Consider the following 21,226-nt stretch of genomic DNA (forward strand, 5'->3'; position numbering starts at 1 on the left):
GTCAGTCTGATGACAGCGCTCGATGCCCGCAAAGCGTTGTAGACTGGCGCATTGCCGCCCTGGAGACCGCGATGAGCCCGAGCCTCACGCTACGCCATTACCTCGAAGCGCCCATCGCCCACAGCCATGATCATGCGCAGCTGGTGTTCGGTCTGTCCGGGCACCTGGACCTGGAAGTCGATGGCCGTGGCAGCCAGGTACGCGAAAGCAGTGTGATGGTGCTGCCCTTCTCCACCCACCACGCCTGTGGCAGCCGCGACGGTAGCCGCTGCCTGGTGCTGGATGTACCGACCGAGCATTGGGTGGTGCAATCTTTGGGTGAGCATGCCGATGCCAGTCGTCGCTTGCTGGGGCAACCGTCGCGACTGACGCTGAATCCGCGGCAAAGCCAACTGGTGCAGTGGCTGGCGCACAGCCCGGTGCACGACCCGCTGATCGTCCAGCAAGGTGCGGTGCTGTTACTGGCCAGTCTCAATCAGCCCCAGGCCCAAGCGCTGCCAGGTCGACGCTTGCCTTATGCGGCGTTCAATGCCCATATCCAGCGCCACGCTGCGCACCCGTTGCAGGTGGCTGACCTTGCGCGTATCGCCGGGCTTAGCGTGGCGCGCCTGCATGCACGCTTCATGGCCGAATGCGGGCAGACGCCGATGGATTATCTACGCAGTCGTCGCCTGCATATGGCGCTGGAGCTTTTGCGCGGCACACCGTTGGCCATCGGTGAGATTGCCGAGCGCGTTGGCTATGCCTCGCAGAGCGCATTCAGTGCAGCCATGCTTCGCGAGTTTGGCGCCTCCCCTAGCGCCCTGCGCCGGGGCGACTGACAAGAGCCCCACGCTAAAAAACGCGAGACCGGCGACAGACACCCGCGAACCAACCCTCTAGACTGCGAGGCTGTTACCCCGTTGGTTCAAGGATCACAATGACTCCCCGCTCAGCCCTTGGCGCCCTGCATATCGGCGCACTGATGTTTGGCCTCACTGGCGTATTCGGCAAGCTGGCAGCGGCCTCCCCTGCCATCATCGTGTTTGGGCGTGCCGCGTTTGCCGTGCTTGCCCTGGCGGTGTTTGCCCGCTTTGCCAGCAACGCGCCCTGGAAGAAACTGGAGATGCGCGACTGGCGCCGCTTGCTGGTCAGCGGTGTGCTGCTGGCCGCCCATTGGGTGACGTTCTTCATTGCCGTCAAAGTCGCCGGCGTGGCCGTGGCAACCCTGGGGTTCACGGCCTTCCCGGCCTTTACCGTGATCCTTGAAGGGTTGATCTTCCGCGAGCGCATTCGTGCCAATGAAGTGCTGTTGGTGGTCCTGGTCAGCGTTGGCCTGGTGCTGGTCACCCCGGATTTCAACCTCGCCAGCGAGGCCACGGGCGGGTTGCTGTGGGGGATCGCCTCGGGGTTGTTGTTCTCCTTGTTGTCGCTGAACAATCGCGCCAGCTCCGGGCGCGTTCCTGCCGTGCAGGCAGCGCTGTGCCAGAACGTGGTGGTCGCCGTGTGCCTGCTGCCGGTGGCCGCTCCGGGACTCGCGGACGTGCGCGCCATTGACTGGTTGTGGATCGGGCTGCTGGGCGTGTTTTGTACTGGCCTTGCCCATAGCCTGTTTGTCGCCAGCCTCGCCGTGATCAAGGCACGCACCGCCTCGGTGGTGTTTGCCATGGAACCGGTCTACGGCATCACCGTAGCCTGGCTGTTGTTCGCCGAAACGCCGACCTTGCGCATGCTGCTGGGCGGTGCCTTGATCATCGTCGCCATCGTGCTTTCCGGCTTGATGGGCAGCGCCAGCCAGGCGAAACAGCCGACGGCAACGGCCTGATCTATACTTCAAGCGTCCGCAACAGTCTGTAGTCGTTCAACGGATAAAGACTCCTCGACGACAGCCATGGTGTTTTCTGAAGTTGCTGCAAGCGAGTGGTCATCCCTCAAAGCGATGCAGGAGCTTCATCATGGAAATGCTCATCAGCTTGCTGGTCAAGATCATCAGCGGTGCCGTCGGCGGCAACATTGCCGGCATGACCAGGCAGAGCCTGGGGACAGGGCTCAATACCTTTCTCGGCGGGGTCGGCGGCCTGGTGCTGGGCCAGATTGTCGCCGCACTCACCGGCACCACCAATGGCGAAGCGCTGGATGTGGCTGCGGTCGGCAGCAATATTGTCGGCGGTGGCGTCGGTGGCTTGGTGTTGACGTGGGTGGTCGGTTTTATCAAGCAAAAGCTTGCCGCCAAGTAGCGATAGGGTCACCGCCCCTCTGTGGCGGTGACCTTCATTGCGTACGATCGTTATGGCCCAGGTCGCGCTGCGGGTCGATCTGGTCACGCACCCGCTGTTTAAGCACCTTGGCTTCGGGAAAACCGCCGTCGGCCTTGCGTTCCCAAATCTGCACCCCATCGCAGGTGATGCGAAAGGTGCCGCCGGTGGCCGGTTCCAACGCCACGCGCCCCAGGTCATCGGCAAATGTACTGAGCAGCTCCTGGGCCAGCCAGGCAGCGCGCAACAGCCACTGGCACTGGGTGCAATAAGTGATAACGATCTCAGGTTTGCTTGCAGACATAATTTAAGCCGCTCCTCACATGACGGGCCCGACGCATCGGGTGGCTATAATAGCGGCCTTTATCGCCCAGCCTCGAGATTGATGATGCGCCGCCTGTTGTCCTGCCTGCTCCTGTGCCTTGTCCCCCTGCTTGCCGACGCCTTGGAAACATCACGCCCCAAAATCGGCCTGGTGCTGTCCGGCGGTGCCGCCCGCGGCCTGGCGCATATCGGCGTGCTCAAGGCCCTTGAGGAACAGGGTATCCATATCGACGCGATTGCCGGCACCAGCATGGGCGCGGTGATCGGTGGGCTGTACGCGTCGGGCTACAAGATCGATGAACTGGAGAAGCTGGCGCTGGGTATCGACTGGCAGCAGGCCCTGTCGGACGCCCCACCGCGGGAAGACGTACCGTTTCGACGCAAACAGGACGACCGGGATTTCCTGGTCAAGCAGAAACTCAGTTTCCGCGACGACGGCAGCCTCGGCCTGCCGCTGGGCGTGATCCAGGGCCAGAACCTGGCGCTGCTGCTGGAAAGCATGTTTGCCCATAGCAGCAACACCCGTAACTTCGACAAGCTGCCGATCCCGTTCCGCGCCGTGGCCACCGACATCACCACCGGCGAAAAAGTCGTGTTCAGCAAGGGCCACCTGCCCCAGGTAATACGTGCCAGCATGTCGATCCCTGCCGTGTTCGCCCCGGTGGAGCTCGACGGGCGCCTGCTGGTGGACGGCGGCATGACCGACAATATTCCGCTGGATGTGGCGCGGGAGATGGGCGTCGACATCGCCATCGTGGTCGATATCGGCACCCCGCTGCGCTCGCGCAAGCAACTGGCAACCGTGGTGGACGTGCTCAACCAATCCATCACCCTGATGACCCGGCGCAATTCCGAAGAACAACTCAAGGCCCTGAACCCCAAGGATGTGCTGATCCAGCCGCCCCTGGCCGCCTATGGCGTGACGGACTTCGGCCGCGCCAAGGACATGATCGACGCCGGCTACCGCGCCACCCGCGCCCTTGATGTACGCCTGGCGCACCTGCGCCCCGCCGAGCCTATCGACCCTGAGCTGGTGGCTGCGCGCACGCCAGGCGAACGCACCCCGGTGATCACCGCGATACAGGTGGAAAACGACTCCAAAGTCAGTGACGACGTGATCCGCTACTACATCCGCCAGGGGCTGGGCGAGCCACTGAACCTGGGCCGCTTGCAATCGGACATGGGCACCTTGTACGGCCTGGATTACTTCGAGCAGGTGCAATACCGCGTGGTGAAAAAAGGCCAGGACAATACCCTGGTGATCAGCGCGCGCGGCAAACGCAGCGGCACCGATTACCTGCGCCTGGGCTTGAACCTGTCGGATGATATGCGCGGCGACAGCGCCTTCAATCTCGGCGCCAGCTATCGCGTCAACGGTATCAACCGCCTCGGCGCCGAATGGCTGACGCGGGTGCAGATCGGTGATCGGCAAGAGCTGTACAGCGAGTTCTACCAGCCGATGGACACCGGCTCGCGTTACTTTGTCGCGCCGTATATCAGAGCCGAGGCGCAGAACGTAGAACTGGTCCTGGACAACGACCCCATCTCCGAATATCGCCTGGAACGCTACGGTTTCGGCTTGAACGTGGGCCGGCAGATCGGCAACAGCGGCGAGATCCGCTTCGGCGTTGGCGAGGCCTGGGGCAAGGCCGACGTACGTATTGGCGACCGCGACCTGCCGAGCGTGAGCTTCAGCGAAGGCTTCTATGAACTTAAATATTCATTCGACTCCTTTGACAACGTGTACTTCCCCCATAGCGGCGAGGACATCGGCCTGGCCTATCGCGAGTTCGAACCGGGGCTGGGCTCGGACCAGCGTTACCGCCAATGGGAGTTCAAGCTGGACAAGGCCATGAGCCATGGCCCGGACACGTTGATACTGGGCGGTCGTTACGGACGTACCCTGGATGATTCCGATGTGGTGATTTCCAGCTTCCAGCTGGGTGGAGCGCGGCAATTGTCGGGCTTTCGCCAGGATGCGATCTCGGGGCAGAACGTGAGCCTGATGCGTGCGGTGTACTTCCGCCGACTGACCCCGCGTTCGTACCTGCCGCTGGACTTCCCGTTGTACCTGGGCGCCTCACTGGAACGGGGCCGGGCGTGGAATAACGATAATGAGTTCGACAGCGGCTATATCAACGCCGCGAGTATCTTCCTCGGGTTTGATACGCCTCTGGGGCCGCTGAATTTCAGCTATGGGTTCAATGATGATAACCAGAAGGCGGTGTACCTGAACCTCGGCCAGACCTTCTGACACAGCACCGAACTAATGTGGGAGGGGGCTTGCTCCCGATGGCGGGGTATCAGTCAACAATTCTGTAGCTGGCCCACCGCAATCGGGGGCAAGCCCCCTCCCACATTTTGATCCCCAGTGAATGGGCGATCAGGACTTTTCCAGGTTCGCCAGGATGTGCTCATGCACACGCATGCACACGCGCAGATCCTCTTCATTCACCCCAACGAACAACTCATGACGCAACGCCGTGGCAATGGTCTCGATCTGATCAATCAGCGGCTGGGCGGTATCACACAGCAGGATGCGTTTGGCGCGGCGGTCTTCCACCACGGCCTGACGTTGCACCAGGCCCTGGCCTTCCAGGCTGTCGAGCAGACGCGCCAGGGTCGGCCCTTCCACGCCAACACTTTGTGCCAATTCACGCTGGGTAGGGGCTTGTGCAAAACGGGCCAAATGCAACAGCACCAGCCATCGCGCCTGGGACAAGCCCAGCCCCGCCAGGCGGCGGTCCAGCTCGGCGCGCCAACCTCGGGACATTTGCGCCAATTGCATGCCAAAACGGTGTTGATCGGTTAACGGCATAAAAAACTCATGTTTAAGACTGAAAATAAAGTATGGCTAATTATTAGTCAGCTAAGCATGAGCCATGTCAGTAGGCAAGGCCCGGTATGTACTGATTCGTTACATTGTCGTAATTGGCGCATTAAATTTCGAATTCCGACTGCAAAGCGGCACGTACGCAGTACAAAACGCCCTCAGGAACACGTCCGGTGAACAACGAGGCGATCTCCGCGACAGGTGGCAATTCGCCTTCTCCATCGAGAAATGCATCCTGAATTTCGCCGAGCAAATCCTCAGGCAAATCAAGGGCCTGCTCCAACGACAATTGCTGCTTGCCGATGGCTTCGGCGAGCAAGGTATACACATTTTTTTCCGAGCATTGCAGCTGACCGGCGATCTGGATCGGGGTCATGCCGGCGCGGGCCAGGCTGATCAGTTCGTGGCGAATATCGGCCACTTCCTTCGGTGCTTCGGCCTGGCCACCAAGCACTTCGAGGAACGCCTGGCCGTAACGCTCAAGCTTGCGCGCACCCACACCGCTGACCCGGGCCATCTCGGCCATGGTAGTGGGTTGTTCGCGAAGCATCTCCAGCAAGGTGGAGTCGGGGAAGATAACGTAGGGTGGCACGCTGTGTTCCTGCGCCAGTTTGCGCCGCAAGGTGCGCAGGGCTTCCCACTGTTCGCGCTCCTCGCCCCGTACAAGCTGACTGGCCTGGCTGGTGCTGCTGCTCTTGGCGGTGGTCTGGGGCTTGAGGTCACGGCGCAGCTCCAGGCTCACCTCACCCTTGAGCAACGGTCGGCAACTGTCATTCAGGCGCAGCCCGCCGTAACCCTCGATGTCGATATCGACGAGGCCACGGGCAACCATCTGCCGGAACAGCGAGCGCCACTCGCCTTCGGCGCGGGCCTTGCCAACGCCGTAGACCGAGAGTTTCTCGTGGCCGAAGCTGCGGATTTTTTCGTTGTCCTTGCCCAGCAATACATCCACCAGGTGACCCACGCCATAGCGCTGGCCGGTGCGGTAGATCGTCGACAATGCCTGGCGCGCCGGCTCGGTGGCGTCCCAGGTCTGCACACCGTCGATGCAGTTATCGCAGTGGCCACAGGGCTCGGGCATGTCTTCGTCGAAATAGGCCAGCAGCGTCTGGCGCCGGCAGCGGGTCTCTTCACACAATGACAGCATGGCATCGAGCTTGTGCTGCTCCAGGCGCTTATGGCGTTCGTCGCCTTCGGAGTTCTGCAGCATCTGCTTGAGCATCACCACGTCTTGCAGGCCGTACACCATCCAGGCATCTGCCGGCAGGCCATCACGGCCGGCGCGCCCGGTTTCCTGGTAATAGGCCTCCAGGGACTTGGGCAGGTCCATGTGCGCGACGAATCGCACGTTGGATTTGTCGATGCCCATGCCGAAGGCGATGGTCGCCACCATGATCAGGCCCTCCTCGTTGAGGAAGCGCTTCTGGTGATAGGCACGCAGATCGTTCGGCAGGCCTGCGTGGTAAGGCAACGCCGGATAGCCCTGTTCGCAAAGGAATGCGGCGACTTCGTCGACCTTCTTGCGCGACAGGCAATAGACAATGCCCGCATCGCTACGCCGCTCGGACAGGAACGCCAGCAACTGTTTGCGCGGCTGCTCCTTGGGCACGATGCGGTAGAAAATATTCGGTCGGTCAAAGCTCGACAGGAAACGCTCGGCGTTCTGCAAATGCAGGCGCTCGACGATCTCTTCGCGGGTACGTTTGTCGGCGGTGGCGGTCAGGGCGATGCGCGGCACGTCGGGGAACAGTTCCGCCAACTGGCCAAGCTGCAGGTATTCGCGGCGGAAATCGTGCCCCCATTGCGATACACAGTGGGCTTCGTCAATGGCGAACAGGGCAATGTCCAGGCTCTGCAGGAAGGACAGCATGCGCGGCTGCACCAGGCGCTCGGGTGCCAGATACAACATCTTCACCTCGCCACGCTTGATGCGGGCGGCCAGGTCGCGCTGCTGTTCGGCGCTGAGGGTGGAGTTCAACGACGCAGCGGCGACACCGAGCTCTTCAAGGGTGGCGACCTGATCGTCCATCAGCGCAATCAGTGGTGACACCACCACGGCCAGGCCATTGCGCAACAGTGCCGGCACCTGGAAGCACAAGGATTTGCCGCCACCGGTAGGCATCAGCACCAGGGCATCGCCGCCATTGGCCACGCGCTCAATGATCGCACCCTGGCGGCCACGAAAACTGTCGTAGCCGAAGATGTCCTTGAGGACGCGTTGAGCCTGCTCGAGCATGTAAAACTCCAAAATGGTGCCGAAATCCCTCTGTACAGGCTGGCCGAAAAAATGCGCTGCCACGGTAAATAATCCGTAAGCGAAGTTTTCCCGGATTGGCGCTGGGCCTGCAGGGGCATCACAAAACGCGGCAGTATACCCGAGCATCATCCGCCAAAGGGCGCGCCTGACGAATAGACGCCCACGCTAAAACCGGGCAAATGTGCGGTGCGGCTGGCCTGGGCGCTCAAGAAAGCCTAGAATTCAGCATCGTTTATTCCCAAGGTAGCCCTTCAATGTCCTTCGCTGAGCAACTAACCCGCCTGCAAGCCTTCCTCGACGCCGATGAGCTGCATGACGAGGCGCTGGACTACGTGGCCGCCCACGGCTACCTGACCGCCCTGTCGATCTCTTCTGACGTGGTACCGGACCGTGAGTGGATCGACGCCTTGTTCGCCGAAGAGCCTCACTACGCCGACGCCGCCCAGCGCGAAGAAATCGAAGCCACCCTGCTGGCCCTCAAGGCCCACATCGGCCGCCAGCTGGCCTCCGATGAGGAATTCGAGCTGCCATGCGACCTGGACCTGGGTGAAGAGCCGGACGACTCCGACCTGCGCGGTTGGTGCATCGGTTTCATGGAAGGCGTGTTCCTGCGCGAAGCCGCCTGGTTCGAAACCGCCGAGGAAGAAGTCAGCGAAATGCTGCTGCCGATCATGGTCGGTTCCGGCCTGTTCGACGACCAGCCGGAGTTCGCCGACATCGCCGCCGACGCCAACCTGATGGACGACATGATCGTACAGATCCCGGAAGCCCTCACCGCGCTGTACCTGCTGTGCAACGCGCCTGACGAAAAACCGGCGATCCTCAAGCCACGTCACCACTGAGTCGCTTGCCCGTGGCACCCATGGGCAACCGCTCGCTGCTCCTGCGCTACGCGCTGCTGGCCATTGGCTGGCTCAGCGTAGCGCTGGGAGTGATAGGCATTTTCCTACCGGTGTTGCCGACCACGCCCTTCCTCCTGCTCGCCGCCGCCTGCTTCGCTCGAAGCTCCCCGCGTTTCTACCGCTGGCTGGTGGAGCACCCGCGCCTGGGCCCCTGGATCCGTGACTACCTGGACGGCAATGGCATCCCGCTCAAAGGCAAGGTCTACGCCATCGGCTTGATGTGGTTGAGCATCGCGATCTCCTGCTATCTGGTACCCCTGCCCTGGGCACGCGGCTTCATGCTGACCAGTGCGGTCCTGGTGACGATCTATATCCTGCGTCAGAAAACCCTGCCACCGCGCTGACGCACCTGCGACATTAGATCCCACACGACCTTGGTCGACACTGACTAACCCCAGGCATCATGCGAGACTGTCCAACCGGGCCTGGAGTGCCTGGGTGTTCTTATGCTCGGAGTTACCATGACGCTGTCCAGCGGGCTGATTGCCGCCGTTGCCCTGGCCTATATGGCCATTATGTTTGCCATTGCCTTTTACGGTGACCGCCGCCATGCGCCGCTGCCACCGCGTGTGCGTGCGTGGGTCTACAGTTTGTCGCTGGCCGTGTACTGCACCAGCTGGACTTTCTTTGGCGCTGTAGGCCAGGCCGCCGAACAGTTGTGGGCATTTTTACCGATCTACCTGGGACCGGTGCTGCTGCTGGTGTTGGCACCCTGGGTGCTGCAGAAGATGATCCTGATCAGCAAGCAGGAAAACATCACGTCGATTGCCGACTTTATCGCCGCCCGCTACGGCAAATCCCAGTCCCTGGCGGTGGTGGTGGCGTTGATCTGCCTGGTCGGCGTGCTGCCCTATATCGCGTTGCAACTCAAAGGCATCGTACTGGGGGTGAACCTATTGATCGGCGCCGGCCCCGACACCACCGGCACCCGGGCCCAGGACACGGCTTTGATCGTGTCCCTGGTGTTGGCGCTGTTTACCATTGTGTTTGGTACGCGCAACCTCGACGCCACCGAACACCATCGCGGCATGGTGCTGGCGATTGCGTTTGAGTCCCTGGTCAAGCTGTTTGCTTTTCTTGCCGTCGGTGCGTTTGTCACCTACGGCTTGTACGACGGCTTCGGCGACCTGTTCAGCCAGGCGATGCTCGCGCCACGCCTGGAGGAATACTGGAAAGAGACCATCAATTGGCCCTCTATGGTGGTACAGACCGGCGTCGCCATGATGGCGATTATCTGTCTGCCACGGCAATTCCATGTGACCGTGGTTGAAAACATCGACCCCCAGGATCTGCGCCTGGCCAAATGGGTATTCCCGGCCTACTTGATCCTGGCTGCACTGTTCGTGGTGCCTATCGCCCTAGGTGGCAAGATGCTGCTGCCTGGCTCGGTGCTGCCAGACTCCTATGTGATCAGCCTGCCAATGGCCCAGGCCCATCCAGCTCTCGCTGTGCTGGCGTTCATTGGCGGTGCCTCGGCCGCCACCGGCATGGTGATCGTGGCCAGCATCGCCTTGTCGACCATGGTTTCCAACGACATGCTGCTGCCCTGGCTGTTACGGCGCTCCAGCGCCGAGCGGCCATTTGAAGTATTCCGCCACTGGATGCTCTCGGTACGCCGGGTGAGCATTGTGATTATCCTGTTGCTGGCGTATGTGAGCTACCGCCTGCTGGGTTCTACCGCCAGCCTGGCTACCATCGGCCAGATCGCCTTTGCCGCCGTGACCCAACTGGCCCCGGCAATGCTCGGCGCACTCTACTGGAAGCAGGCCAACCGCCGGGGCGTCTTTGCCGGCTTGGCCGCGGGTACATTCCTGTGGTTCTACACCTTGGTCCTGCCAGTTACCGCGAAAAGCCTGGGTTGGTCGCTCAGCCTTTTCCCCGGCCTGACCTGGATGCATTCCCACCCGTTCGGGCTGTCGGTGACATCGCTGACCTTAGGCACCGTATTTTCCCTGGCGGGTAACTTCACCTTGTTCGTGTGGGTGTCAATGCTGTCACGCACACGGGTGTCCGAACACTGGCAGGCTGGGCGTTTTATCGGCCAGGAAATCAGCCAGCGTGCCAATGCCCGGTCCATGTTGTCGGTGCAGATCAGCGACCTGCTCAGCCTGGCGGCACGCTTTGTCGGCGAAGAACGTGCCCAGCAGAGCTTTATTCGCTTTGCCTATCGCCAGGGCAAAGGCTTCAACCCCAACCAGAATGCCGATAACGATTGGATTGCCCACACCGAACGCTTGCTGGCGGGTGTACTGGGTGCCTCTTCGACGCGAGCCGTGGTGAAAGCGGCGATTGAAGGGCGGGAAATGCAGCTGGAGGACGTCGTACGAATCGCCGACGAGGCCTCCGAGGTGCTGCAGTTCAACCGTGCCCTGCTGCAAGGCGCCATCGAGAACATTACCCAGGGCATCAGCGTGGTGGACCAGTCCCTCAAACTGGTGGCCTGGAACCGGCGCTACCTGGAGCTGTTCAACTACCCGGACGGCCTGATCAGCGTCGGCCGGCCGATTGCCGACATTATTCGCTACAACGCCGAGCGCGGCTTGTGCGGGCCTGGCGAGGCAGAAGTGCACGTGGCGCGCCGCCTGCATTGGATGCGCCAGGGCCGTGCGCACACATCCGAGCGCCTGTTTCCCAATGGTCGGGTGATCGAGCTGATCGGCAACCCGATGCCCGGCGGAGGCTTTGTCATGAGTTTCACCGACATCACCGCGTTCCGCGAAGCCGAACAAGCGCTGACCGAGGCCAACGAGGGCCTGGAGCAGCGGGTCACCGAACGCACCCATGAACTGTCGCAGCTCAATGTGGCCCTCACCGACGCCAAGGGCGTGGCCGAGTCCGCCAGCCAATCGAAGACGCGATTCCTGGCGGCGGTGAGCCACGATCTGATGCAACCGCTGAACGCCGCACGGCTGTTCTCCGCCGCCCTCTCCCATCAGCACGACGGCCTGTCCAGCGAGGCACGGCAGTTGGTGCAGCACCTGGACAGCTCGTTGCGCTCGGCCGAAGACCTGATCAGCGACCTTTTGGATATCTCCCGCCTGGAAAACGGCAAGATCAATCCACAACGCCAGCCCTTTGTACTCAATGAGCTGTTCGACACCCTGGGCGCTGAGTTCAAGGCGCTGGCCCATGAGCAAGGCTTGCGCTTCCGTTGGCGCGCCAGCCGCTTGCGGGTAGACAGCGACATCAAGTTGCTACGGCGGATCCTGCAGAACTTTCTGACCAATGCCTTCCGTTATGCCGACGGCCCAGTGCTGCTTGGTGTACGTCGACGCCAAGGCGAACTGTGCCTGGAAGTCTGGGATCGCGGCCCAGGCATTCCGCTGGATAAACAAAAGGTGATTTTCGAAGAGTTCAAGCGCCTGGACAGCCACCAGACCCGGGCTGAAAAGGGTCTGGGCCTGGGCCTGGCGATTGCCGACGGCTTGTGCCGTGTGCTGGGGCATCAATTGAGTGTGCGCTCCTGGCCGGGCAAGGGCAGCGTCTTCAGCGTGTGCGTGCCGCTGGCGCGCAACCAGGCCAGCCCGCAACCCAAGGCGCCGGCGGAAAACGGCCTGCCTTTGAGCGGCGCCCGGGTGCTGTGTGTGGATAACGAGGAGAGCATCCTGATCGGCATGCGCAGCCTGCTCACGCGCTGGGGCTGCGAAGTCTGGACCGCAGCCAATCAGGCCGAATGTGCGGCACTGCTGGCCGACGGCATGCGCCCGCAACTGGCACTGGTGGATTACCACCTGGACCATGGCGAAACCGGCACCGAGCTGATGGGCTGGCTACGGGCGCAACTGGCCGAGCCGATTCCCGGTGTGGTGATCAGCGCCGACGGGCGCCCGGAGATGGTCGCCGAGGTGCATGGCGCGGGGTTGGATTACCTGGCCAAGCCGGTGAAGCCGGCGGCGTTGCGGGCACTGTTGAGCAGGCACCTGCCTCTGTAAATGGCTTGTACTCGGTCAAAATGTGGGAGGGGGCTTGCCCCCTCCCACATTTGACCCTGTGTTTATTCGGGGAGATGCGCTACGCCATCCGAATCTGTCATCGCCCGTTCCAGCAGATCCGCCGGCAGGCTCTTACTGGCACGGGCACCGAGCAGCCTTAGTTGCTCGGTACGACTGACCAGATTCCCGCGTCCATCTGTCAGTTTGTTTCGCGCCGCGCTGTAAGCCTTGTCCAACTGCTGCAACCGATTGCCCACCTCGTCCAGGTCCTGGATAAACAGCACGAACTTGTCGTACAGCCACCCGGCACGCTCGGCGATTTCCCGGGCGTTCTGGCTCTGGCGCTCCTGCTTCCACAGGCTGTCGATCACCCGCAGGGTGGCGAGCAAGGTGGTCGGGCTGACAATCACGATATGGCGGTCAAAGGCCTCCTGGAACAGGTTGGGCTCGGCCTGCAATGCCGCGGAAAAAGCCGCTTCGATCGGCACGAACAGCAGGACGAAGTCCAGGCTGTGCAAACCTTCGAGGCGCTTGTAATCCTTGCCGGCCAAGCCTTTGACGTGATTGCGCAGAGACAGCACGTGCTGCTTGAGCGCCGCCTGGCCAATTACCTCATCATCCGCCGCGACGTATTGCTGATAGGCGGTCAAGCTGACCTTGGAGTCGACCACCACCTGCTTGTCGCCCGGCAACATGATCAGTACGTCCGGCTGGAAACGCTCGCCATCCGGGCCTTTGAGGCTGACCTGGGTCTGGTATTCACGGCCTTTCTCCAGGCCCGCGTGCTCCAGCACCCGCTCAAGGATCAGCTCGCCCCAGTTGCCCTGGGTTTTCTGGCCCTTGAGGGCCCGGGTCAGGTTGGTGGCTTCATCCGACAGGCGCAGGTTCAGTTGCTGCAAGCGCTCCAGCTCCTTGGCCAGGGAAAAACGCTCGCGGGCTTCGTTCTGGTAGCTTTCTTCGACTCGCTTCTCGAACGACTGGATGCGCTCCTTGAGCGGATCGAGCAGTTGGCCCAGGCGTTCCTGGCTGGTTTCGGCAAAGCGCTGCTCACGCTCATCGAAGATTTTGCCGGCCAGCTCGGCGAACTGCGCACGCAGCTCATCCCGTGAGCCTTGCAGGTCAGTGAGGCGTTGTTGATGGCTCTCTTGTTGCTCGCGCAGCTCCGCGCTCAGGGCCGCCGCCAGGGCGTCGAGACGCCGCAGCTCGGTTTCCTTGGCACTGCGGTCGAGGTTCCAGGCGTGGGCGGCGTCGCGGGCGTTATCGCGGTCGATCTGCAGCAGCTCGACTTCGCGGCGCAGGGCAGCCAGGTCGGCCTGTTTGGCGGCATTAGCGTGGCTCAGGTCACTGATCTCATCGCGGCTGGCGTCCAATTGGGCAGCGAGCCCCTCCTGGGCCAGTTGCGCGGTCGCCAGGCGCTCTTCCAGCAGTTCCCAGCCGGTGGCCCGCGCGCTCAGACGTCGCTGGAGTTGCCAGCACAGCGCCAACAAAGGTACTGCTGCGCCAACAAGTCCCAAGGCGATACTGGTCCAGTCAACAACCATAGCCATTTCTGCCATCACCGAAAAAAAACAAGGGTAACCAAGCGCAGGGCTGGAGGACAGCTCAGTCTTCGACCTGCCCCAGTTCGCGCTGGGCGCGCCGGTCGCCGGCGCGGGCGGCCGAGCGCAGCAGGTCGTAGCCTATACGGCGGTCGCGGGCGTTCCCGCATTCGCGACACATCAGTTGGCCCAGACGGCTCTGCGCGGCCACCACCCCTTCCCGGGCTGGCTGTTTGAGCAAGCGTCCAGCGAAGTGTTTGATGTTGGTACTTTGCCCCAGGCGAGGGCTATCGAGCAGCCACAAAGCGACCTTCAAGGAGAAACGCTTGGGGGCGGTAACAGTTTGACGAGTGTCGGTAACAGAAGGTGATACTGAGCGAAACTTCATAAAGCACTGCGGGACAGAACAGAAGGCGCGCCACTCTACTCTTTTTTTCGTACAGGTAAAGCTGAAAAAACCCGGCACGCCCGTTCTAGAGCAAGCGCTCGGGACAATCCACAGAAGCTGTGGATAACTCAGTGGACAACCCCCCTTGAACGGGCGCAAAGGCCCACGGAACGGGGGCCGCAGTCAAACTGACGATTTTTTCACCAATAAAAAAAAGCGAGATTTTTCATTGACTTAAATTTTGAATGCAGGCAAATGCGCGCCGTTCAAGGTCAGGAACAGAGGGGTTACACACGTCGCAACCAATGTGCACAAGTACCCGCGTGGGGGTTATAAGGTCAGCGTTTTTTGATTCAACATGCCTTAAACATGTTACTGCCCGGACAAACCCAGGGACTTTCCAAATGTGTCGCGTCTCGCCACACTGCCCCACCGACAACGCAACCCTGTAGGGCCGATGAAAGGAATTCTGTTATTCGCCGTGCTGCTATTGGCCATCTGCGCGACCTCCCTGGGCATCAATGCCGTGCTACCTTCCCCGGACGGCGCGCTGTTCGCCAGCGCGATCCTGTTGGCGGCGGCTTTCACCGCAGTGAGCCTGTGCATTGAATTGGGTGACGGCAAGATCAATGACATGCGCGAGGTCATGGGCGTGATCGAGAGCGGGCAGTCCTTGCGCCTGACGCTTGCGGCCTACGGCTTGGGTTGCGCTCTGGCAGCCTCGATAACGGTACTGGTCTACCGCGGGTGGCTCGGCGGTTGATTGAAGTTTTTTTGCCATTGCCCTTCCCTTCCCCGTTTCGATCCGTTACTATCCGCGGCGTTAGTACCAAGCTGAAAGTCAATTCTGGTCGAACAAATCCCCTGAACACATGGGATCGACCACCTCGATGGTTTCCAGGTATTCCTTGCGACGACACAGCCTTTGAACAAGCAAAGGGTGTCGCGAAGTTTCAATACTCTGACCGAACCAACCTGCAAATTGATCAGGATCTTCACCCTGGGCCCAGAACCTTTGCCCCTGTTGTGTTGCCTGCCCTCCTAAGTACCTACCTGCCAGCCCAAGCGCGCCTAATTTATCAGCGCTTCAAACTGGCTGCTTTGTTCCAGTCAGGTTCTTCGCTTGATCAATGGTGATCAGCGTTACTGGAACGTTTTAACGTTGCACGGTTCTTATCCGTGTCATTTGTAGGAACACCAATAATATGAACGCTCAAATCCACACTCAGGATGCCATTCGCACCCTCACTAACGCTTTTGCCCCAATGAACTGCCTGATCATGGCCGCTCGCAAAGGCTGCTTCAGCTTCACCCTGGTCAACGAACACGGCATCGCACGTCACAGCGAACGCCTATACCCCGATCAATACTCCAGCGCAGAGCCGCTGCAGGCCGTGATCGAGCGTACCCGTCAGGCATTGACTGCCTGATCGACCCGAGTCGCTGAAATACAAAAACCCTGTCTGAAAAACAGGGTTTTTTATTGCCTGGAATATGGTCGCCAAGCCCTTGAATTAAGTACAAATAGATATAAACGTTATAACCGAATGAAGAAGATGTTTTAAAAACAGTCCTTTACATCATAAATATGACACTACACTTCAACTCGAGCGGCATGATCCGCTTGCGACGGGCCTGAGATCCGATTCACCGCTGCCAAGCCCTCCCTTCTCAGGCTCGTCCACCCCTATATTGGACTGAGGCTTGTATGGGTATTGCCGCCAGCGAATTGTGTCGTTATGTGATCAGGCCGACGTTGATGTACCTCGGCCGCCATGACGCTGCAGCCGAATCCCTGCTACTGGGCATTGCTGCCAGCCAATCGGAACTGGGTTCGGCCTTGCATGATCGACGCGGCCATGGCCTCTACAGCATCACCGAACCGCGCCACCGTGCGCTCTGGGATGACTACCTGGCGCTGGACCCCGAGCGGGCGAGCCTGGTCCGCGGGCTGGCCAGCCAACATGCCTTCCTCAGTGCACCTCAGTTGGAACTGACTGTAAACCTGCGCTACGCCACGGCCATCGCTTGGCTGTTGGTGGAACAGCGTCGCTACACCCTGCCTGCGCCCGGCGATGTGCTGGCCATGGCGCGTATCTGGAAAGAAATTTTCCATCCACAAGGTCGTCTGCGGGATTTCACTCAAGCGTGGCAAACCTGCGCCTGCCCCATAAAACAGGCGGCGTGTTGACCGGGCAAAATGCAAGATTCGCCAAAAAACCTGAATTCTGGTCTGATTGTCCTACAAAACCGCTCTATCTCCTGTATTACAGCCTATAGCGCGATGCGAAATTTATTGATACTTTCCGCAGCGGTGATCACCACGGAGTTCTAATAATGAAAAAAGTAATGCTCAAGACCACACTTAGCCTCGCCGTTGCCATGGCATCCTCCCAACTGTTCGCCAGCGGCTTTGCCCTGAACGAGCAGAGCGTCAGCGGGATGGGTACCGGTTTCGCAGGTCGCTCGTCCTCTGCCGATGATGCAAGCACTGTGTTCGGTAACCCTGCCGGTATGGCACGTCTGGAAGGTCAACAGATCACCGGCGGTGTTGCTGCCATTGATGCCTCCACTGATATCAGCGACGTCAGCGGCCGCTCCCGCGGTAGCAACAAAGGCGACATGGTGCCTTTCACTGCCGTCCCTTTCGGTTTCTACACCAATAAACTCAATGATCAGTGGGCTGTCGGCTTCGGCGTCTATGCACCGTTCGGGCTGGTGACTGACTACGAAAGCGGCTTCCAGGGCCGTGGCTTTGGCAGCAAGAGTGAAGTGAAAGTCATCACCTTCCAGCCAACGGTCAGCTACGCCTTCAACGACCGTGTTTCCGTTGGTTTTGGCCCGACCATCAACCGCATCGCCGGCACCCTGGAATCAGACCTGACGCTGAATGCTCGTGCGCCAGACACCAACATCAAGATCAAGGGCGACGACACCGCGCTGGGCTTCAATATTGGCGTGCTGGTACAAGCAACCGATACTACCCGCGTTGGCCTGACCTATCACTCCAAGGTCAGCTACAAGCTGGACGGCCACACTGAAGTCACTGCACCTGCAGCGACCGCTGCAGCCCTGCGCAGCAATCGCTACGATGCATCGCTGAAGATTGATACACCTGAGTCCTATGACCTGTCGGTCACCCAAGACCTGACCGACGCCTGGAAACTCTATGCGGGTGCAACGTGGACACGCTGGAGCCGCTTGAAAGACATCACCGTCAAGAACGACGGCGTGAGCGGCGCAACGGGTGGTGCGCTCGCTCCTGCCCTGGTGGGCACTATCAAGGAAGACCAGAACTGGCACGATACCTGGGCCTACGCCGTGGGTACCTCGTACCAGCTCACCAAGCAAGTGGTGTTGCGTACCGGCCTGACCTTTGACCAATCGCCAACCAACAACACGGATCGCTCGCCACGCATCCCGACTGGCGACCGCACGATCTTCAGCCTGGGCCTGGGCTACGAGGTCATGCCGAACATGACCGTCGACCTGGCCTACTCCTACCTGAAGGAAGAAGACGTCAAGGTTTCGCGCTCCAACGCATTGGCCAGCTACAACGCCAAGTATGAAAACAGTGCCAACGGTTTCGGCCTGGGTATGACCTACCGCTTCTGATTCGCAGCGGTATAAAAAAGCCCCGCTCTCCTGCACAGGAGGCGGGGCTTTTCATTGGTCGCGGCTCAGGGTTTGGACGCCAATGCCTCTTCCACCGCCTTGATCAGGTCCGGGCTGTCCGGCTTGGTCACACTGGAAAAGTTGGCAATTACCTTGCCCTGGCGGTCCACCACGTATTTATAGAAATTCCACTTCGGCGCACTGCTCTGCTGCGCCAGCAGCTTGAACAGGTGCACTGCATCCGGCCCCCTGACTTTCTGCGGCTCGGTCATGGTGAAGGTCACGCCGTAGTTCACGTAGCAGACCTTGGCAGTCTCCTCCCCGGTCTTGGCTTCCTGCTTGAAGTCATCGGAAGGCACGCCAATTACTTCCAGACCTTGGTCCTTGTAGCGCTGGTATAACGCCTCGAGGCCTTTGAATTGCGGTGCAAACCCACAAAAGCTCGCGGTATTGACGATCACCAGGGGCTTGCCGGCGAAGCGCTGGCACAGGTCAATGGATTCCTTGGCCCGCAGCTTGGGCAGTTGGCCCTCCAAGAGCGGCGGGCAGTCGGCAGCCATGGCCAAGCTGCCAACAGCCATGAGGACGGGTACAGCGAGCCAGCGCATCAGCATGATCAAAGTCCTTGAGTCAGTTCAGGCATTGAACTTAACAGATCGCCATGCCCAGTTGCATCAACGCCAGACCGCCCTGTTGCCAACCCCACCAGGCCAGCAGCAACAGGACCAACCCCGCCGCCATGGCCATAACGCGCACCGTTAGCCTCATGCCGCCTCCATCTGCGCCTGCATACGCGCCACCGGGCGCTCACGCACCGGCCAGTTCAGGGCCGCAGCGAGCAGGCTGAGCAGAATCGCCACCTGCCAGATCAAATCGTAGCTGCCGGTTCGATCATAGACCACCCCGCCCAGCCAACCACCAAGGAATGAGCCGAGTTGGTGGAACAGGAACACGATCCCACCGAGCATTGAGAGGTTGCGTACACCAAACAAGGTCGCGACGGTGCCGTTGGTCAGGGGGACGGTGGACAACCACAGGAACCCCATCGCCATGCCAAACAGATAGGCGGTGACTTCAGTGACCGGCGCCCATAGGAACAATACGATCACCACGGCCCGTAACAGGTACAGGCCGGTGAGCAGGCGCGGCTTGGACATGCGCCCGCCCAGCCACCCGGCCGTGTAAGTGCCGAACACGTTGAACAGGCCGATCAAGGCCAGCACCGTCGTGCCCACCGTGGCCGGCAGGTGCTGGTCGACCAGGTATGCCGGCAAATGCACACCGATAAATACCACTTGGAAACCACAGACAAAAAAACCGAAGGACAACAGCCAGAACCCTGAGTGAGAGCAGGCTTCCTTGAGAGCTTCGCCCAGGGTTTGCTGACCGACCGTGGCCGGCAGCGGCCGATCCTTGAGCATCGCGACCAGCGGCAGGATCAACGCCACCATAAAGCCCAACGCCAGCAGTGCCGCAGACCAGCCCAACCAACCAATCAAGCCGAGGGTGCCGGGGACCATGGCGAACTGGCCGAAGGAGCCGGCGGCGCTGGCGATGCCCATGGCCATGCTGCGTTTTTCCGGGGCTACGGCGCGGCCGACCACACCAAGAATCACCGAGAACGAAGTACCGGACAGGCCAATACCAATCAGCAAGCCTGCGCTCAGGGACAGCGACCACGCAGAGTCGGACATGCCCATCAGCACCAGGCCCACGGCATACAACACGCCGCCGACAAACACTGCCTTGGTCGCGCCGAAACGGTCTGCCAAGGCCCCGGTAAACGGTTGGGCCAGGCCCCAGATCAGGTTCTGCAAGGCAATGGCGAAGGCAAAGGTCTCACGCCCCCAGCCAAATTCGCTGCTCATGGGCGACAGGAACAAGCCGAAGCCATGCCGTACGCCCAGGGAGAGCGCCAGGATCAGCGCACTCCCCACAAGGATCCAACCGCTGGTGCGCCACATCGAGGTCATTTCTTATTCTCCGCTCGCGGGTATATACCCGCTTATAGTCGAACAAACCGCGCGTCAGGCGAGTTCGTCCAGCAAGGCCAACAACGTTTCGCGCTTTTCGGCGCCCAACTTATCAATCAGTTTCTGTTGCGCCGCTTCCCAGGCCGGCAAGGCCGCGGCCAGTCGCTCCTGCCCCGTTTCGGTCAACACCACCAGGCGGTTGCGCAGATCGTCACCCTCGACCAACTGCACCAGCCCTTCGCCTTCCAACACGCGCAGATTACGCCCCAAGGTGCTACGGTCCAGGCCCATGGCCTCGGCCAGGCTGGAAATGCTCGGTTGGTCAAGGCGCTGCAAGTTACACAGCAGAGAATACTGGGCAACGTTGATCCCGAAGCCGTCGAGAGCGCCGTCGTAGTGCCTGCTGACGCCACGGGCGGCGCGTCGCAGGTTGGTGCATAAACATTGGGAGGCAAGCATGGAGCGTGTATATACCCGGAGTTAAGGAAATGCAAGAAAGGGTTACAGGGCCAGCCCGACCAGTACAGCGACTTCGAGCAACTCCAAGAGCGCGCCAGCCGTATCGCCCGTGGTACCACCCAGACGCTTGACCATCAAGTGACGCAGCCACACGAAGCACAGCGCCGCCAGCAACACCGCGATGCCGCCGTTGAAACCACCAATCAGGACGCACGCCAGGCCGCTGAGGATCAGCACCTGTTGTCCGACAATCCGCGGTAAATGATCGGACAATGCCTGGCCCAATCCTCCTGCACGTACGTAGCGCGTGGTGAGAAACAGCGCCAACATCGAAGCCCGCCCGATCAGCGGCGCCAGGATCAAGGCCACGCCATTGTGCTGTTCGATCAGGGCCACCAACGCGCTGAACTTGAGTAGCAACACCAGGCCCAGGGTGACCACCGCAATCGGCCCGCTGCGCGGGTCTTTCATGATGCTGAGGGTGCGCTCGCGGTCACCAAAGCCACCCAACCATGCATCGGCGCTGTCCGCCAGGCCATCCAGGTGCAGGCCGCCACTGAGCAGCACCCAGGCCACCAATAGTAGTGCGGCATGCAGCAATAAGGGCGCGCCCATCAACATCAGGTTCAGGCCCCATAGCAACACGCCGAACAGCAGCCCCACCAGCGGATAAAACAGCAACGAGCGGCCCAGCTCCTGGGGCTGTGGCATGCCCGGCAAGCGGATCGGCAGGCTACTGAGAAATTGCAGGGCGATCCAAAATGGCAGCAT

Annotated in this window: 20 protein-coding genes; 11 read left to right on the plus strand and 9 right to left on the minus strand. The window is 60.7% G+C overall.

Going from position 1 to position 21,226, the window contains the following annotated elements; all coding sequences use genetic code 11:
• Window positions 1–71: 71 nt before the first annotated feature.
• From QZR30_RS15735 to QZR30_RS15745, 3 genes are all read left to right on the plus strand, one after another.
• Window positions 72–821, plus strand: a complete 750-nt coding sequence (locus QZR30_RS15735) for an AraC family transcriptional regulator (protein ID WP_056847912.1) — start codon at window positions 72–74, stop codon at window positions 819–821.
• Window positions 822–919: 98 nt separating this feature from the next.
• Window positions 920–1,804, plus strand: coding sequence for a DMT family transporter (locus QZR30_RS15740; RefSeq protein WP_056847911.1), 885 nt, complete (start codon window positions 920–922; stop codon window positions 1,802–1,804).
• 130 nt (window positions 1,805–1,934) lie between these two features.
• Window positions 1,935–2,216, plus strand: a complete 282-nt coding sequence (locus QZR30_RS15745) for a hypothetical protein (RefSeq protein WP_059397771.1) — start codon at window positions 1,935–1,937, stop codon at window positions 2,214–2,216.
• 34 nt (window positions 2,217–2,250) lie between these two features.
• On the opposite strand, the gene QZR30_RS15750 is transcribed toward QZR30_RS15745, so the two are convergent.
• Complete coding sequence (locus QZR30_RS15750; protein WP_046071771.1) at window positions 2,251–2,538, minus strand: SelT/SelW/SelH family protein; 288 nt, start codon at window positions 2,536–2,538, stop codon at window positions 2,251–2,253.
• Window positions 2,539–2,622: 84 nt separating this feature from the next.
• Here QZR30_RS15750 and QZR30_RS15755 point away from each other — a divergent pair, with 84 nt between their 5' ends.
• Entirely contained in the window at window positions 2,623–4,812 is a 2,190-nt protein-coding gene (locus QZR30_RS15755) for a patatin-like phospholipase family protein (RefSeq protein WP_056847909.1), read from the plus strand.
• 129 nt (window positions 4,813–4,941) lie between these two features.
• Here the strand turns inward: QZR30_RS15755 and QZR30_RS15760 are convergent, their stop codons facing one another.
• Both QZR30_RS15760 and recQ read right to left on the minus strand, forming a co-directional pair.
• On the minus strand, window positions 4,942–5,376 hold the full coding sequence (locus QZR30_RS15760) for a MarR family transcriptional regulator (protein WP_046071769.1): 435 nt from the start codon (window positions 5,374–5,376) through the stop codon (window positions 4,942–4,944).
• A 121-nt stretch (window positions 5,377–5,497) separates the two neighbouring features.
• Window positions 5,498–7,627: a DNA helicase RecQ gene (gene recQ / locus QZR30_RS15765; RefSeq protein WP_046071768.1), complete on the minus strand. Its 2,130-nt coding sequence runs from the start codon at window positions 7,625–7,627 to the stop codon at window positions 5,498–5,500.
• A gap of 275 nt (window positions 7,628–7,902) precedes the next feature.
• Between recQ and QZR30_RS15770 the strand changes: the two genes are divergently transcribed.
• From QZR30_RS15770 to QZR30_RS15780, 3 genes are all read left to right on the plus strand, one after another.
• Entirely contained in the window at window positions 7,903–8,490 is a 588-nt protein-coding gene (locus QZR30_RS15770) for a UPF0149 family protein (RefSeq protein WP_043049657.1), read from the plus strand.
• A 20-nt stretch (window positions 8,491–8,510) separates the two neighbouring features.
• Window positions 8,511–8,894, plus strand: a complete 384-nt coding sequence (locus QZR30_RS15775) for a YbaN family protein (RefSeq protein WP_046071767.1) — start codon at window positions 8,511–8,513, stop codon at window positions 8,892–8,894.
• 117 nt (window positions 8,895–9,011) lie between these two features.
• Window positions 9,012–12,482 (plus strand): hybrid sensor histidine kinase/response regulator, encoded by a 3,471-nt coding sequence (locus QZR30_RS15780; RefSeq protein ID WP_311903654.1) that lies wholly within the window; start codon window positions 9,012–9,014, stop codon window positions 12,480–12,482.
• Between the two features lie 62 nt (window positions 12,483–12,544).
• Here QZR30_RS15780 and rmuC read toward each other — a convergent pair whose 3' ends face one another.
• The gene (rmuC, locus tag QZR30_RS15785) at window positions 12,545–13,909 is read right to left on the minus strand and encodes a DNA recombination protein RmuC (protein WP_177342334.1); all 1,365 of its coding nucleotides are present in this window, start codon (window positions 13,907–13,909) and stop codon (window positions 12,545–12,547) included.
• A 175-nt stretch (window positions 13,910–14,084) separates the two neighbouring features.
• Window positions 14,085–14,408 carry a sel1 repeat family protein gene (locus QZR30_RS15790; protein WP_046071764.1) on the minus strand — a complete coding sequence of 108 codons (324 nt, stop codon included), beginning with the start codon at window positions 14,406–14,408 and terminating at the stop codon, window positions 14,085–14,087.
• Window positions 14,409–14,865: 457 nt separating this feature from the next.
• Here QZR30_RS15790 and QZR30_RS15795 point away from each other — a divergent pair, with 457 nt between their 5' ends.
• The 4 genes from QZR30_RS15795 to QZR30_RS15810 all read left to right on the plus strand — a co-directional run bounded on the left by QZR30_RS15795 (window position 14,866) and on the right by QZR30_RS15810 (window position 18,023).
• Window positions 14,866–15,171: a hypothetical protein gene (locus QZR30_RS15795; protein ID WP_274355381.1), complete on the plus strand. Its 306-nt coding sequence runs from the start codon at window positions 14,866–14,868 to the stop codon at window positions 15,169–15,171.
• Window positions 15,172–15,613: 442 nt separating this feature from the next.
• Window positions 15,614–15,838, plus strand: coding sequence for a hypothetical protein (locus QZR30_RS15800; RefSeq protein ID WP_005790139.1), 225 nt, complete (start codon window positions 15,614–15,616; stop codon window positions 15,836–15,838).
• A 278-nt stretch (window positions 15,839–16,116) separates the two neighbouring features.
• On the plus strand, window positions 16,117–16,599 hold the full coding sequence (locus QZR30_RS15805) for a hypothetical protein (RefSeq protein WP_046071762.1): 483 nt from the start codon (window positions 16,117–16,119) through the stop codon (window positions 16,597–16,599).
• A 146-nt stretch (window positions 16,600–16,745) separates the two neighbouring features.
• On the plus strand, window positions 16,746–18,023 hold the full coding sequence (locus tag QZR30_RS15810; protein ID WP_046071761.1) for an OmpP1/FadL family transporter: 1,278 nt from the start codon (window positions 16,746–16,748) through the stop codon (window positions 18,021–18,023).
• 65 nt (window positions 18,024–18,088) lie between these two features.
• On the opposite strand, the gene QZR30_RS15815 is transcribed toward QZR30_RS15810, so the two are convergent.
• The 4 genes from QZR30_RS15815 to QZR30_RS15830 all read right to left on the minus strand — a co-directional run bounded on the left by QZR30_RS15815 (window position 18,089) and on the right by QZR30_RS15830 (window position 21,226).
• A complete protein-coding gene (locus QZR30_RS15815) occupies window positions 18,089–18,637 on the minus strand; it encodes a glutathione peroxidase (RefSeq protein ID WP_046071760.1) in 549 nt (182 codons plus the stop codon).
• 150 nt (window positions 18,638–18,787) lie between these two features.
• Complete coding sequence (locus QZR30_RS15820; protein WP_162252764.1) at window positions 18,788–19,987, minus strand: MFS transporter; 1,200 nt, start codon at window positions 19,985–19,987, stop codon at window positions 18,788–18,790.
• Between the two features lie 63 nt (window positions 19,988–20,050).
• On the minus strand, window positions 20,051–20,455 hold the full coding sequence (locus QZR30_RS15825; protein WP_046071758.1) for a MarR family winged helix-turn-helix transcriptional regulator: 405 nt from the start codon (window positions 20,453–20,455) through the stop codon (window positions 20,051–20,053).
• Between the two features lie 42 nt (window positions 20,456–20,497).
• Window positions 20,498–21,226, minus strand: a complete 729-nt coding sequence (locus QZR30_RS15830; protein ID WP_056847906.1) for an adenosylcobinamide-GDP ribazoletransferase — start codon at window positions 21,224–21,226, stop codon at window positions 20,498–20,500.

The organism is Pseudomonas sp. rhizo25, from assembly GCF_031931935.1.
Classification (GTDB): Bacteria; Pseudomonadota; Gammaproteobacteria; order Pseudomonadales; family Pseudomonadaceae; genus Aquipseudomonas; species Aquipseudomonas synxantha.